General features: G+C 43.9%; 13 protein-coding genes. 2 read left to right on the top strand and 11 right to left on the bottom strand.

What is annotated here, in order from left to right; genetic code table 11:
* Window positions 1–60: 60 nt before the first annotated feature.
* The 8 genes from arsS to AAFP14_RS19245 all read right to left on the bottom strand — a co-directional run bounded on the left by arsS (window position 61) and on the right by AAFP14_RS19245 (window position 6,327).
* Window positions 61–1,047, bottom strand: coding sequence for an arsenosugar biosynthesis radical SAM (seleno)protein ArsS (gene arsS / locus AAFP14_RS19280; RefSeq protein ID WP_341733829.1), 987 nt, complete (start codon window positions 1,045–1,047; stop codon window positions 61–63).
* Between the two features lie 400 nt (window positions 1,048–1,447).
* Window positions 1,448–1,843, bottom strand: a complete 396-nt coding sequence (arsC, locus tag AAFP14_RS19275) for an arsenate reductase, glutathione/glutaredoxin type (protein WP_341733828.1) — start codon at window positions 1,841–1,843, stop codon at window positions 1,448–1,450.
* 161 nt (window positions 1,844–2,004) lie between these two features.
* Window positions 2,005–2,664, bottom strand: a complete 660-nt coding sequence (gene arsH / locus AAFP14_RS19270) for an arsenical resistance protein ArsH (protein ID WP_341733827.1) — start codon at window positions 2,662–2,664, stop codon at window positions 2,005–2,007.
* Between the two features lie 7 nt (window positions 2,665–2,671).
* Window positions 2,672–3,382 carry an MIP/aquaporin family protein gene (locus AAFP14_RS19265; RefSeq protein WP_341733826.1) on the bottom strand — a complete coding sequence of 237 codons (711 nt, stop codon included), beginning with the start codon at window positions 3,380–3,382 and terminating at the stop codon, window positions 2,672–2,674.
* Window positions 3,383–3,483: 101 nt separating this feature from the next.
* A complete protein-coding gene (locus tag AAFP14_RS19260) occupies window positions 3,484–4,503 on the bottom strand; it encodes a PstS family phosphate ABC transporter substrate-binding protein (protein WP_341733825.1) in 1,020 nt (339 codons plus the stop codon).
* Window positions 4,504–4,618: 115 nt separating this feature from the next.
* Window positions 4,619–4,978, bottom strand: coding sequence for an ArsR/SmtB family transcription factor (locus AAFP14_RS19255; RefSeq protein WP_341733824.1), 360 nt, complete (start codon window positions 4,976–4,978; stop codon window positions 4,619–4,621).
* 3 nt (window positions 4,979–4,981) lie between these two features.
* Window positions 4,982–5,245 (bottom strand): hypothetical protein, encoded by a 264-nt coding sequence (locus AAFP14_RS19250; protein ID WP_341733823.1) that lies wholly within the window; start codon window positions 5,243–5,245, stop codon window positions 4,982–4,984.
* A 407-nt stretch (window positions 5,246–5,652) separates the two neighbouring features.
* Window positions 5,653–6,327, bottom strand: a complete 675-nt coding sequence (locus tag AAFP14_RS19245) for a HEAT repeat domain-containing protein (RefSeq protein ID WP_341733822.1) — start codon at window positions 6,325–6,327, stop codon at window positions 5,653–5,655.
* Window positions 6,328–6,831: 504 nt separating this feature from the next.
* Here AAFP14_RS19245 and AAFP14_RS19240 point away from each other — a divergent pair.
* Complete coding sequence (locus AAFP14_RS19240) at window positions 6,832–9,282, top strand: CBS domain-containing protein (protein ID WP_341733821.1); 2,451 nt, start codon at window positions 6,832–6,834, stop codon at window positions 9,280–9,282.
* Between the two features lie 148 nt (window positions 9,283–9,430).
* On the opposite strand, the gene AAFP14_RS19235 is transcribed toward AAFP14_RS19240, so the two are convergent.
* Together AAFP14_RS19235 and AAFP14_RS19230 are read right to left on the bottom strand one after the other, a co-directional pair.
* A complete protein-coding gene (locus AAFP14_RS19235; RefSeq protein ID WP_341733820.1) occupies window positions 9,431–10,867 on the bottom strand; it encodes an MFS transporter in 1,437 nt (478 codons plus the stop codon).
* 346 nt (window positions 10,868–11,213) lie between these two features.
* The gene (locus AAFP14_RS19230; protein WP_341733819.1) at window positions 11,214–11,615 is read right to left on the bottom strand and encodes a fasciclin domain-containing protein; all 402 of its coding nucleotides are present in this window, start codon (window positions 11,613–11,615) and stop codon (window positions 11,214–11,216) included.
* Window positions 11,616–11,878: 263 nt separating this feature from the next.
* Between AAFP14_RS19230 and AAFP14_RS19225 the strand changes: the two genes are divergently transcribed.
* Window positions 11,879–12,916, top strand: a complete 1,038-nt coding sequence (locus tag AAFP14_RS19225; RefSeq protein ID WP_341733818.1) for an aldo/keto reductase — start codon at window positions 11,879–11,881, stop codon at window positions 12,914–12,916.
* 82 nt (window positions 12,917–12,998) lie between these two features.
* On the opposite strand, the gene pdhA is transcribed toward AAFP14_RS19225, so the two are convergent.
* Complete coding sequence (gene pdhA / locus AAFP14_RS19220) at window positions 12,999–14,036, bottom strand: pyruvate dehydrogenase (acetyl-transferring) E1 component subunit alpha (protein ID WP_341733817.1); 1,038 nt, start codon at window positions 14,034–14,036, stop codon at window positions 12,999–13,001.
* Window positions 14,037–14,085 lie beyond the last annotated feature (49 nt).

Here is a 14,085-nt window from a genome sequence, read left to right as displayed (position 1 = left end):
CATCCCGCATAATTTCTGCCATCTTCCTGAATTTCCCCCCTTGGGGGGAGTGACTTCTTCTCAAATCAAAGTACCACCACAACTAGAACCTGAACCCGCCGTACAACCATAGCAATAACTAGCAGTTTGCACCTCTGGAATCAAATCTAGACTCCCAGATTCTAACAATTTAGCCACTGTAATGAGTTCACCACTGCTAGTTTTAGCTGGCAGATTTTCCATTTGGTTAAAATCGCAGTCGTAAACATTGCCCAAATAGTCGATCGACAATTCATTGCGACACATTAAATGTTCTAGAGTACCGGGATTAAAATTATCCTCTAAAAACCCCAGATAAGGCTTGTGCAGTTTCTGATGTTCCAAATGAAACTTAGTCCGTCCCACCGGCAAGTTAGTAATCGCGAACAATTGATTAAAACAAATCCCAAAATGTTCCGCTAAATAAACCTTATAATCTGCCTCTAACTTTCCCTGTTGTGGCGTTAGCGAAAACTTATCTGTGGTCGGAACTTGCGGATTGTAGACCAAATCCACAATCAAATTTGGGTTTTTGCCATATCCCAACTGATTTAGCTTTTGTAGCGCCAAAATCGAACGGTCAAAAACACCGTTGCCACGCATTTTATCAACATTATCAGCTTGGTAGCAGGGAAGCGATGCCACAATTCTGAGTTGGCGATCCGCGCAATATTTGGGAATATCCTCAAAACCTTTTTCAAAGTAAATCGTCAAATTAGAACGAACAATTACCTCTTTACCTGCCGCCCTGGCTGCTTCCGCCAGCGGTTTAAAACCGTAAAGCATCTCTGGAGCACCGCCGGTGAGGTCAACAGTTTGAATTTGAGGAAAATGGCGAATGATTTGAATTAATTGGTCGCAAATTTCCGGGGAAAGTTCTTCTGTTCGTTTGGGGCTAGCTTCTACGTGGCAGTGAGTGCAAGCCAGGTTGCAGCGTTTGCCCAGATTAATTTGTAAAACTGTAATCTGCTTTTTAGTTAAAGCTGACTGAAGTTTATTTTTGAAAGGGGTAACTGCTGTCTGAATCATGTGCTAGTCTGGTTGGTGGATGTTCACAACAGATTTAGAGGCTTTCTGACGGAATGCCTCTGATAATTTAGCATAGATTATCGTAATCCTGGACGCATCAACACCAAATAAACCAGTTTTTTTTGCCCTAGAAGGGGGCTGTAACGAAATATTCTCGAAAAACAGCCCGGTTTTTAACCACCCGTGAGTGCAGGAGTTTAATCTTATACCAATTTTAAAAAAGAATGCAACAGTAGTCTTGTCCCTCCCCTTTATAAGGGGGGGTTAGGGGGGGTCAAAGATTGTTGTACGATTTTAGAGAAATGGTATTATTTTAGAGAATCCACAGTCTTGTCCCTCCCCTTTATAAGCGGGGGTTAGGGGGGGTCAAAGATTGTTGTAGGATTTTAGAGAAATGGTATTATTTTAGAGAATCCACTAATTTCTCAACTCGTGCTTTAATTTCATCTCTGACGCGGTGAAATGTTTCGATTGGTTGTCCGTCGGGATCGTCTAGTTGCCAATCTTGAAACACTTCTCGCAATACCCACGCTTCTGGTAAATTCACGCCGCAGCCACACAGAGAAATTACGGCATCGTAGTCTTCTGCATGGAATTCGTTTAAGGGATTCGATGTTTGATCGCTGATGTCAATGCCGATTTCTGACATGACTTGAATTGCTGTCGGATGAACTCTGCTTGATTCTAACCCGGAACTGGTGACTTCAATCTTTCCGGCTCCTATGGTTTTAGCAAATCCTTCTGCCATTTGCGATCGGCAGGAGTTTCTTTTGCAGACAAACATTACTTTCTTCATGGTATTTGTTAGTTGTTAGTTGTTAGTTAGGGCCCCGGCGGTTAGAAACCGCGGCTGCACAACCGAAGTCCACGAAGGTGGACTGAAGAGAAATTGTTGATTCTTCAACCCGCGTTGGCGGGTTTTGTTTCTGTACCCGCGATTTCAATCGCCGGGTAATTTCAATCGCCAGGTAATTCCAGGGCGCGATTTGCAAGGGCGATCGCCTCTTTGGCCGCTTTTTCCTGGCGTTCGCTGTAGCGATCGGTCAAATAGTCAACTTCCTCCCGCAACAACAGAGTAAACTTGTACAATTCCTCCATGACATCGATCGCCCGATCGCGAAAAGGCGAATCTTTCATAGTTCCATCCTCATGAAACTCCTGATAAGCCTTAGCAACAGAAGACTGATTAGGAATCGTAAACATCCGCATCCAACGACCCAATATTCTCAAAGTATTGACTGCATTAAAAGACTGGGAACCGCCGCTAACTTGCATCACCGCCAAAGTTCTACCTTGAGTCGGTCTTACGGCCCCCATACTTAAAGGAATCCAGTCAATTTGGTTTTTCATAATGCCCGTAATATTGCCGTGCATTTCTGGACTAGACCATACCTGACCCTCCGACCACAGGCTCAATTCCCGCAACTCTTGAACCTTGGGATGGGTATCGGGAACACTACCATAAATCGGTAATTCCAGAGGATTAAAAAACCTAACTTCTGCCCCGAAATCCTCAATAATTCTTGCACATTCTTCTGCCAACAAACGGCTGTAAGAACGCTCTCTTAAAGAGCCATACAAAAACAAAATTCTGGGTTTGTGGGTAAAACTTGTCATGATGCTTTCAATTAAAATCCCGAAATCCGTTAGACAGTTCCCGATAAACTGCTACTGCTAATTGTGCTCCCCAAATCGGAGCCACCCAGTAAACCCAATGGTGTTGCCAAATGCCACCAACTAAAGCTGGACCGAGAGAGCGTGCTGGATTCATGCTTGCTCCGGTAATTGGTCCCATAAATGCAGCTTCTAATCCTACAGTTAAGCCTATTGCTATGCCCGCAAATCCGATGTGAGCGCGTCTATCTAATCCTGAACCTAGGATAACAAACATTAAGATAAAAGTCAATACTGTTTCTAAAATTAGAGACTGTAACCAGTTACCATTGAGAGGAACTGTTGCACCGAGATTGGCTACTTTTCCTAAAGTAATTAGCAGCAGTTGAGAAGCTGCAATCGCCCCGGTACACTGGGCTAAAATATAAGGCAAAACACGTTTTTTTGGGAAAAACCCGCTGGTCCAGAAAGCTAATGTTACAGCCGGATTGAGGTGAGCGCTACTAATATGACCCGTAGCATAAATCATGGCGGCGACAACGGCTCCAAAGACAAAACTAATGCCTAAATGAGCGATCGCACCCTGGCTAATTTGGTTCACCATCACCGCGCCCGTGCCTGCAAACACCAGAATAAATGTACCTATAAATTCGGCGATCGCTTCTCTCCTGCACTCCGGTGATAACAAGCTGCTTGCTGTCTTATAAACTGACTTGAACATTGAGTCGTTCCGGGATAAGTTTACCTCTGTTGTTAGATTTTAGTTACCAATCAAGATTCACAGCTAACAAACTAAAACATTTGACAGATGACCACCGATACCTAAAAAGTTGCCTGCTGCCTCAATAACTCTCCAATCGTCGAGTCAAGCTGAGCTTTGCCACCAAAAACAGTCCCTACTTTGCCATTGTAGAAGTTCTGATAAATCAGTTGATATCCTTCTTTTGGTAAAGGAATATAACCCACAGAACTAACTAAGGTAGGGGCTTTTTTCATGTAGAATTCTACAAAGTTTCGTAGTTCTACTTTACTTTGAGCCGATTGGTAGTTGACATAGATAAATAGAGGTCTTGCTAGGGGCTGATACTGAGCTTTTTCTACAGTTTCGCGGGAGGGCAATACTGCTCCTTTGCCTCTGTCAATACCTACAGCTTTCAATTTACTTTGGTTGTCTTCGTAATAGCTAAATCCAAAGTAACCCAAAGCATTTTCGTCTTTAATAACTCCTTGCACTAAAACTGTATCGTCTTCACTAGCTGTATAGTCGGTGCGACTGGCTTTAGCAGTACCTACTGTTGCCTCTGTGAAGTAGTCAAATGTACCGGAATCTTTACCTGCACCGTAAAGGGTTATCGGTCGGTTTGGCCAATTGGGTCGAATCTGATTCCAGCTAGTAATTTTTCCTTGGGCCGCTGGTTCCCAAAGTTTTTTCAATTCCTCTACAGTAATATCTTTTACCCAGTCATTTTTGGGGTTGACTACTACTGTGAGGGCGTCAAAGGCGATCGGTAATTCGTAGTAGCGGATGCCAGCTTTTTTGCAGGCTTCCATTTCCTCTGGACGGATGGGGCGCGAGGCATTGCTGATGTCAGTTTCGTCTGCACAAAACTTTTTAAATCCACCGCCAGTGCCGGAAAATTCAACAGTAATTGATGCTTTTTTGGAATTCGTATTTTGATATTCTTTTGCCATCGCATCCGTAATTGGATAGACAGTGCTGGAACCGTCTATTTTAATACTTTGCGAGTCTTGCGACTGGACTTGTCCGCAGGAGTTGAGAAGCCCGATCGTCAAAGCAATTATACCAAGTGCGAAAACCTTGGGCTTTTTTGCTGGGTTCATTGACTCCACTCAATCCCATAACTAAGAGTACATTTGTATCATATCAACAAAATTTGATATGTCAAGTATGGTAGAAGACAAACAGGCAATAAATACATTAAGAAATGTTGATGGGTTAATCTGCCTCGAAACACTGGCGGGCTGGTAGGATCTGGCTAAAGCGCCGATAGTCCGACAGGTACTGTTCCAGGGCGAGAAACTGAACTAGATTGAGGCTGTAGTAGATCCAGCGGCCTTCTTGGCGGCTGCGGACTAAAGCTGCTTCCTTCAAAGTTTTAAGGTGGAAAGAGAGTTTAGACTGAGAGACACAAAGTCGATCGCACAAATCGCAAACACACAACTCCTGTTGGCGCAGCAACTCCAAAATTTGAATCCGCAGGGGGTCAGAAAGCGCGTGAAACCCCGCAGCAATTAGTTTAGCCGAAAAGGGGGATTTTTCTCCTAAATCCGGTGTAATTGTAGAATTTTTCACCATCAATTATTTAGAATTCTCTACTCTGGGTGGAACATTAGTCAATCCGGCTTTTTGCATGAGCGACAGCACACCAATAGATAAAATTCCCCCAATAATTGCCCCACTAACTATCAGGATAATGAACAATTTTTGCAGAGTTTTTTTAGTGGCTGGGTGGTAGCGTTTTGGCAATTCTCCATCCGCATCGTCGAGTCTATCTGGTTCTTGATTTAAGGGGTCTAGGGGATTGGATGGATTTGAGTTAAAGGGATTCGGTAGTTGATTCATGGCTGGGTTTGGTAAAATGAAGAATCTCCACAACTATCTTAACTTGCGATTTGCCATCGCAGCTTAAATAATAGATTGTGGTTTCACTCAAGGCTCTATAAATTTTATGAAGATACTGAGTATTTTACCAACATTTTTGATAAAATACTCAGTGGTATCCATCTCTATCCCAATTGCTTCTAACTTAATAAAATCCCGATCCTCCCTGTTGCGACCAGGGTGAAATATTTGCGCAGTAGATCGAGAAGTTTTGGAGCAAGCGATCGCGCTAGAATTAGCGGATTTTGAACATTCAGTATCTATTAAGTAAGTCCACCTAATTAAATGCAAGATCCAAATCGCTCAAAAGCTTACTGGCTTGCTATTCTTCACATCGATCTTCTTCCCTCTTCACATCGATCTTCTACTTATTGCTCTGCTTTCGACAAACGATCGAGAGAAATAGTTGCCGCTTCAGATACTTGAGAATTGCTATCTTTTGCCAAATATTTCAAGGCCGAAATGCTTTTGGGACTATTTAAATTTCCCAAGGCTTCGGCTAGCCGCTGACGGATTAGCCAATCTTCTGACTGAGCAAAATTCAGCAGGCGATCGATCGCCTCAATTGCCTTAATTTCCCCCAAAGCTGAAATTGCAGCCTGCTGAATCACCACTTGTTCGCTTTCGAGAGCTTTCAGTAACACATCACGAGCCCGCGGATCTTTGAGATTCCCCAGAGACACCGCAGCACTGAAGCGCACCAGCCATTCGGTATCCTCGTAAAAAGCCCGCACCAAGGCGTCAAAAGCTCTAATATCTTCCAGGTAGCCCAAAGCACCAGCAGCGTCAGCACGAATCCCGTAGTCAGGGTCAGTTTCTAGCAATTTGACTAGAATGGGAAAGCATTCTGCCGTGGGTTTGATCCCCAGAGCAAACACAGCCATCGATCGCACCTGCAAACTTTCGTCGTTCAAAACCTTTTTAATCAAAGGCACCGCCACGGCTGCGGGTATATTCCGCAAGTTAGCCAAAGCCACCATCCGATCGGCTGAATTTTGGCTTTCTAACTTGGCTGCAATTTCCGTTAAGCTTAAAGTTGTCATTAGCGGTCAAATTTTAGTAAAAATTTACATTTCCCTGGTTTTCATTATAGGCGATCGTCGATCGGCAGTCAAAAACCTGTTTATAATTGTCTGTATCTTATGACTTTAGAGAGGTTATACCTATTCAAATTTGTGTATAATTTGATCGATAAAAAAATTGAGTAAAATGCAGTGGAGAAACCGTAACCAGCAAATCGGAAACCATCACTTAGGGGTCATCCCCCCTAAAAAAGCTCATAAATTTTACGGCTAAATTGCCAAGTAAAATGCTCGAATTCGCCAACCAACGGCGAAACTTATGCAAGAAAACCACAACGGAGATTAGCCGGAAGTCTACTCGCATTCGGCTCGAAGATGGGAAAATCTCCGGGATGATTGCTAATCATAAATTAGCGTCGGCTGTCTGTGATTGTGACTTGGAAAATTTCCGCCCTAGGTTGGTGTTACACAACAGACAAAACGCCTATTAGCAGTTAGCTGCGTTCCGACAACCCGCGATGTACTATGCCCTTTTACCACCCGCCTTTTTACTCCTCAGCATTAGAACAAGCGATCGACCGCTACCCCCTAACTGCTGGACCAGACACTTCCTTAGTAGTGGCGATCGCGCTGATGAGTCAGTTGCAAAACAGTTGTCCCCTACCCAAGACACCTTTACCCTCAGACCGCGGGGTATTACAGGAATTAGGACCATCGGAAAAAATGCGGGCACGATGCGTGTTGGTGGTGCATAACCACCAAATGGCCGCCGCAGGAAATTTATCAGAAAACCCAAGTCGAGGGCTATTGATCGGAATATTAACTCCCGCCGACCTAGTACGGCTAATCGCTTCTGGGAAAATAGACACTCAGAAAAAAGTAGCCCTTCGCAAAATACCGATTTCCGAAGTCATGTCCCCCGCGTCAGTCTCCCTGACAGAATCCGACGATCAAGACGTGTTCGCCGCTTTATCCTTATTTCGCCAACACGGAATTCGCTATTTGCCGATCGTCAATCAATTCCGCCACTTGGTAGGAGTCCTGACGAGGGAAAGAATTCGGCAAGTCTTACAACCTTCCAATATTCTGAAATTGCGGCGAGTCGCAGAATTAATGACTACGCCCATCACAGCACCCCACACCGCATCGCTGTTGACCATAGCGCAACTAATGTCACAACATCAAGTTAGTTGCGTAGTAATTACCAAAAATAAAGAATTAACAATGGAGAAACCCAAAAATGACCATACCTCCATTTTTCACTATTCTTTTCAGCAACCCCTAGGCATCATTACCGAATATGACATTGTACAAGCACAGTTTCTCGAACTAGATTTCGAGAAAACCGCAGTTCAAAAAGTCATGGTCACTCCCCTGCTACTGATCAAACCAGCCGATTCCCTGTGGACGGCCCACAAACAAATGCAGCAGGAACAAGTGCAGCGATTAGTGGTGTGCGGAGGACGGGGAGAACTGTTGGGAATTATTACCCAAACTAGCTTGTTGAGAGTCCTAGACCCAACAGAAATGTACAGAGTTGTCAAACAGTTGCAGCACTCTGTTTATCAACTCCAAGCCGAAAAAGTCGAACTACTCCAAAGCCGGAATACCAAACTAGAACAACAGGTGCGGGAACGAACCGCCAAACTCCACGAACAAGTACAGCGCGATCGACTTTTGACTCAGATTGCTTTGCGGATTCACCAATCCCTAAACCTCGAAGAAATTCTCCACGCCAGCGTCGATGAAGTGCGGCAAGTTTTGCAAGCAGACCGAGTAGCCATCCTGCATTTAGAATCGAGCAATTCCGGGATTGTAGTGGCAGAATCAGTAGCCGAAGATTGGTCTTCAATATTGGGAGAAATTTTTCCAGATACTATGTGGCAAGAAGGTGAATCGGTTCAGGATCAACAAATTTATGCGGTTCCCCAGATTGACCAAGCTACTTTGAGTGCCGAAAAATATGCGAGGTTCCAGAAAGCACAAATCAAAGCTTATTTAATAGTACCCATTTTACAAGACAGCAATTTGTGGGGGATGATGTGCGTTCACCAATGTTCCAAATCTCGACAGTGGCAGTCTTCAGAAGTCGATTTGCTATTGCAACTGGCAACTCAAGTGGCGATCGCCATTCAACAAGCCCAACTATACCAGCAAGTGCAGAACCTCAACACCGACCTCGAACGCCAAGTTCAAGAACGCACCGCCGAATTGCAGCAAAAAGTTCACGAACTCCAGCACTTAAACATCATCAAAGATGAATTTCTCAGCACAGTTTCCCACGAACTACGAACACCTTTAGCTAATATGAAAATGGCTATTCATATGCTGAAAGTTTCTCCGACTCAAGAACGACGCCAAGTTTATTTAGAAATTTTGGAAAAAGAATGCACTAGAGAAACAGACCTCATCAATGCTTTGCTAGATTTGCAGCGACTAGAAGCAGCAGCTTGTCCCATCGACCTCGAACCAGTAAACTTACAAGTCTGGCTACCTAACATTATTGAACCCTTCTACACCCGCGCCCAAAACCGCCACCAACATTTAGTAGTAGAGTTCCCAGCCAACCTCCCCACTATCAACTCAAACCGCGCTAGTTTGGGCAGAATTTTAGCAGAACTCCTAAATAATGCCTGCAAATATACCGCCAATGAAGGCGAAATTGCTCTCAGGGTGAAGTCCAAAGGTATCAAAAAGAGACCAGGAAAACCAGCAAGTGTTTTAAAACCAGAAATTGAATTTACCGTCAGAAATGAATCGGAAATTCCCAAAGAGGAATTACCTCGGATATTTGAGAAATTTTATCGCGTTCCCAATGCCGACCCCTGGAAACAAGGTGGCACTGGTTTGGGTTTAGCTTTAGCCCAAAAACTTGTCGAACAATTGGAGGGGAAAATAGAAGTTGAAAGCGGCAATGGCAACACTACTTTTACAGTCACATTTCCTGCCAATCCCGATCGCCCATTGGTAAATTGAATTTCCTTCCCAAGGAACAGCTTCGGTGTCAAGTGCATCTACAACATTTCACCATAAATCATTATACGATCTGGATGCTCCCAAGCTGACTACATAAGTCTTCTTCCTTCTTGCTTCTTATTTCTTCCCTCTTCCTTCTTCCTTCTTCTTAGCCCATTTCATTCTCGGCTTTTTTTTCTTTGAGTTTCAACAATATTTCATCATGAACTTCGCGAGTAATTGGATAAAAATATGTTAAAATCATGCCGATAATTAAAGCAATTGTTGGCAAAGGTCCGATCGCCACTCGAATCGCAAACATTGCAGAATCAGGCTGTATGGGTGGCTCCTGTCCCTGAACTGTAGGTAGAAATCCAGCTACTTCTAAGGCCTGCCCCACAAACCACAAACCGATCGCCAATCCAATTTTTTGTAACAACACCATAAACGAATAGAACACACCTTCGCGTCTTTGTCCAGTCTGTAACTCATCCAGTTCTATTACATCCGGTATCATCGACCAAGGTACCAAATAAGCAGTAGAAACTCCCACACCAGCCATCACTGCCAGGAAATACATCAATCCTACTTGTCCTGGTTGCAAGAAAAACAGTCCAGCTTGGGCAATAATCCACAAACTCATGCCCATAAAATATACAGCTTTTTTGCCGTATCTTTCGCTAACTTTACTCCAAACAAACAACATAGCCAGTGCAGTACCTTGAACGGCGATCGCAGTTTGGGTAAAAGCTGCTGGCGGCAGTTTCATCCAGTCGATCACAAAATAAGGCAAAATAGAAGCAGTTAATTGCACTCCCAACCAAGAACAGAGATAAATGCCAATCACGTACAAAAAAGGGCGATTATTAAATGCAATCCGTAACTGTTCTTTCAACGGCAACGATGTAGAATCATCTTCTACTACAGGATTTTCTGCAAGTTGAGCAAAGACGTGTTTACGAGTTCCCAAAAAGCACCAATATAAAGGTAATACTGAAATCACCGTACAGACAGCACCTAATATTATGTATTTTTGGGTATTGTCTTTAACTAAGGCAAAGATAACTTGGGCTAAAATTAGTGACAGAATGCTGCCACCGATAGAGAAACTAAACCGAAAACTATTGAGGCTAGTGCGTTCGTTATAATCTTGGGTTAATTCTGGGGTAAGTGCAGTGTAGGGCAGATTAACAGCCGTGTAAGCAGTATTGAATAGAATCGCGATAATTACATAGTACCAAAACAGTATGGTTGGATTGTCGCTAGGAACAATCCACTGCAAAAAGAAGAAAATCCCAAAGGGAATTGCACCGTATACCATCCAAGGATACCGACGGCCCCAGGGGTGAGAGGTGCGATCGCTCAAAACCCCCACAATCGGGTCGTTTACAGCGTCCCAAACCTTACCAATCAGTAAAATATTGCTAGCAGTACCAGGAGCCAAACCAGCCACACTGGTAAAAAATAATAATAGGAAAAATACGAGAATATTCGCCGTGATAGCTGGGCCCAGGTCTCCCGCACCGTAAGCTAATTTGGTCGAGAAACTGAGTTTTTTTGCTTCGTGGCTGTTGGGGGCTCGCTCAGAAGGGGCAGTGTTGCTCATAAGCTGTGATTTGGCGGTTATTTGACCGGCGCAGTCTTGGTACTAGGAGTATAACTCGCTATTCGTCCTCTGAATCAGTTTACTTGAACGAACTCGACAAATTTAAAAAATTGGTAATTGGTAATGGGTAATTGGTAATTGATAATTGGTAATGGGTAATTGGTAATGGGTAAACAGAGTTTGATTAAATAAAAAAGTAAGCGACACCCTTCACCAGGTCGCTTACTATCAAGAAATATAGGTGTCAAATACTTAATTTGACATGAAATAGCAGTGCCATTCTTTGACGCTTTCTGCTGTATTTAATTCGATTGAAAATTAGTATTTCACCAATTCCAACCTTAGCTTACGCAGGAAGCAAAACAGTATCAATGATATGAATAACACCGTTATCAACAGCCACATCTGGTGTTGTAACAGTAGAATCATTAATCTTGACGCCATTAGAAGCATCAATTTTCACCGTTGAACCTTCTACAGTAGTAGCTGAAGTCAACTTCACCACATCCGCAGCCATCACTTTGCCAGAGACAACATGATAAGTCAGAATTTTTGTCAGCTTCGGAATATCCTTAAGCAAAGCCTCTACAGTACCTTCAGGAAGCTTAGCAAAAGCTTCATCAGTAGGCGCAAACACTGTGAAAGGGCCAGGGCCTTTGAGGGTATCGACTAAACCAGCAGCTTTGACCGCAGCAACTAGGGTTGTGAAAGAACCAGCCTGAACGGCAGTATCAACAATGTCAGCCAAGAGAGTCACCTATTTTGGTAAATAATCTGTTTATAAACATAACGCTAAAAAGTAAATTTAGCTACCTAATTTATTATATCTTTAGTTGAGGTTTTTTGTGGAATTAGTTTCATAAATACCCCTCTCAAGATAGATGACATAATCTAGATTATCGGGAATACTTCTATTCAATCAAAATCTAATCAAGGGAAAATATTACTTCTCCCTTTATTGATAAATCTAGATCTAAACTATGAACAGTCAACAACTAACTAGATAGTGATATGAGATACAAACTCTTGGGTAACAGCGGATTGCGTGTTTCCGAAATTTGTCTAGGGACTATGACTTTTGGGGAAGAATGGGGTTGGGGAGGTTCCTACGACGAAAGCAGCAAAATGTTCGATTGCTTTGCAGAAGCAGGTGGCAATTTCATCGATACTGCGAATCTCTACACCAACGGTACTAGCGAAAAATATGTGGGCGATTTTATTGCAGCCGATCGCGAAAAATGGGTAGTAGCTACCAAATACAGTCTGAACATGAAAAATGGCGAAGTCAACGGTTTCGGCAACCACCGCAAAAACATGGTGCAAGCAGTAGAAGCCAGCTTGAAACGGCTGCAAGTTGACTACATTGATTTACTGTGGCTACACGCTTGGGACTTTACAACACCAGTCGAAGAAGTCATGCGGGCTTTTGACGATTTAGTCCGCGCCGGCAAAGTTTTCTACATCGGCATTTCCGATACACCAGCTTGGATTATTTCTCAAGCAAATACGATCGCCCATTTCCGCGGCTGGACACAATTTGTCGGTCTACAAATAGAATACTCCTTAAAAGAACGAACTCCCGAACGAGATTTACTGCCCATGGCAAAAGCCCTAGACATTGGCGTGACTGCTTGGAGTCCCCTAGCAGGCGGTTTGCTGACAGGAAAATACAACTCTTCCGAAACCGCTAGCGAAGCCAAGCGATTGGATTCAACAGCAGCAGGGAAAATTAGCGAACGCGACTTAAAAATCGCTGGAGAAGTTAGCAGCATAGCAGCCGAAATCGGCAAATCACCTTCTGAAGTAGCCCTGAATTGGTTGCGGCAGCAGTCAGTAGGAGTAATCCCGATTATCGGTTCCCGCAAAGTCACGCAACTTCAAGAAAATCTGGCTTGTTTGGAGTTTGCATTAACCCCGGAACAAATGGAGCGATTAAACGCAGTCAGTGCGATCGAATTGGGTTTTCCCCACGATTTTTTACAAAGTTCAATGGTACAAGATTTTGCCTTTGGAGGCGGACTCGCAAAAATTAATAATCACCGCATTTAAATTTCAATATAAGCTGGAAAATTGTGCAGCCACAGGTTGTTAAAACCTGTGGCTGCAACGGAACCCAAAATATATCTAAAGACTACTCATCTTCAGCATAGATAAACCGATACAATTCACTGGGATCTGGCTCAGCGCTTTTTTCAGCAAAATCCACCGCATCATCAATGACTGCTTCAATCTTCTTCTCGATCGCCTTTAATTCCTCAGCCGTAGCCAAAGCGCGATCGATCAAATCAGCAGCCAACTTCTTAATCGGATCGCGAGGGAACCAAAATTCCTTCTCTTCCTTAGAACGTAACTCATCAGGATCGGCCAAAGAATGCCCGCGAAAACGATAAGTCAACGCCTCAATCACCGTCGGTCCCTCACCAGCCCGCGCGCGCGCCACAGCTTCTTTCGCCACTTCTCGCACCGCCAAAACATCCATCCCATCAACCTCAACTCCAGCCATACCAAAAGCATGAGCTTTCTTGTAAATCAGCGGGTCAGAAGTAGCACGTTCATGGGACATCCCGATCGCCCATTTATTGTTTTCCACAACATAAAGAATTGGCAACTTCCACAAAGCCGCCATATTCAAACATTCAAAAAACTGACCGTTATTAGCAGCACCATCCCCAAAAAAACAAGCAGTCACGCCATCAGAAGTCTGATCTCCCAAAGCCTCCCGGCGGTACTTAGATTGAAAAGCAGCCCCCGTCGCCACAGGAATCCCCTCAGCGACAAAAGCATAGCCCCCCAAAAGTCGGTGTTCGGCTGAAAACATATGCATCGAACCGCCGCGGCCCTTCGAGCAACCAGTTTCTTTCCCGAACAACTCCGCCATCACCTCCCGCGCCGGCACACCGGCACTCAAAGCGTGAACGTGGTCGCGATAGGTGCTGCTAACATAGTCAGTATCATCCCGGCGCATCGATCGAATCACCCCAGTAGAAACAGCCTCCTGGCCGTTGTACAAGTGAACAAAACCGAACATCTTGCCCCGGTAATACATCTCAGCGCACTTGTCCTCAAAAAAGCGCCCCAAGACCATATCTTCGTAAAGCATCAAACCTTCATCACGAGAAATACTTACGCTTGTTGCGTCAAAAGCTGGTAAAGTCCGTTCCTGAACCATAAATAATTAATACCTGATAAGTATTATGCAAACTGTTGATAATCGGTCA

Source organism: Microcoleus sp. EPA2 (assembly GCA_020882975.1).
Lineage (GTDB): Bacteria > Cyanobacteriota > Cyanobacteriia > Cyanobacteriales > Microcoleaceae > Microcoleus.
Note: the sequence above shows the minus strand (reverse complement) of the source record. Positions and strands in the feature narration are given on the sequence as shown.

Excerpts from the sequence above, each read along its gene's own strand:
- arsS (WP_341733829.1), bottom strand. The coding sequence starts at position 1,047 with ATGATTCAGACAGCAGTTACCCCTTTCAAAAATAAACTTCAGTCAGCT.
- arsC (WP_341733828.1), bottom strand. The coding sequence starts at position 1,843 with ATGAAGAAAGTAATGTTTGTCTGCAAAAGAAACTCCTGCCGATCGCAA.
- arsH (WP_341733827.1), bottom strand. The coding sequence starts at position 2,664 with ATGACAAGTTTTACCCACAAACCCAGAATTTTGTTTTTGTATGGCTCT.
- AAFP14_RS19265 (WP_341733826.1), bottom strand. The coding sequence starts at position 3,382 with ATGTTCAAGTCAGTTTATAAGACAGCAAGCAGCTTGTTATCACCGGAG.
- AAFP14_RS19260 (WP_341733825.1), bottom strand. The coding sequence starts at position 4,503 with ATGAACCCAGCAAAAAAGCCCAAGGTTTTCGCACTTGGTATAATTGCT.
- AAFP14_RS19255 (WP_341733824.1), bottom strand. The coding sequence starts at position 4,978 with ATGGTGAAAAATTCTACAATTACACCGGATTTAGGAGAAAAATCCCCC.
- AAFP14_RS19250 (WP_341733823.1), bottom strand. The coding sequence starts at position 5,245 with ATGAATCAACTACCGAATCCCTTTAACTCAAATCCATCCAATCCCCTA.
- AAFP14_RS19245 (WP_341733822.1), bottom strand. The coding sequence starts at position 6,327 with ATGACAACTTTAAGCTTAACGGAAATTGCAGCCAAGTTAGAAAGCCAA.
- AAFP14_RS19240 (WP_341733821.1), top strand. The coding sequence starts at position 6,832 with ATGCCCTTTTACCACCCGCCTTTTTACTCCTCAGCATTAGAACAAGCG.
- AAFP14_RS19235 (WP_341733820.1), bottom strand. The coding sequence starts at position 10,867 with ATGAGCAACACTGCCCCTTCTGAGCGAGCCCCCAACAGCCACGAAGCA.
- AAFP14_RS19225 (WP_341733818.1), top strand. The coding sequence starts at position 11,879 with ATGAGATACAAACTCTTGGGTAACAGCGGATTGCGTGTTTCCGAAATT.
- pdhA (WP_341733817.1), bottom strand. The coding sequence starts at position 14,036 with ATGGTTCAGGAACGGACTTTACCAGCTTTTGACGCAACAAGCGTAAGT.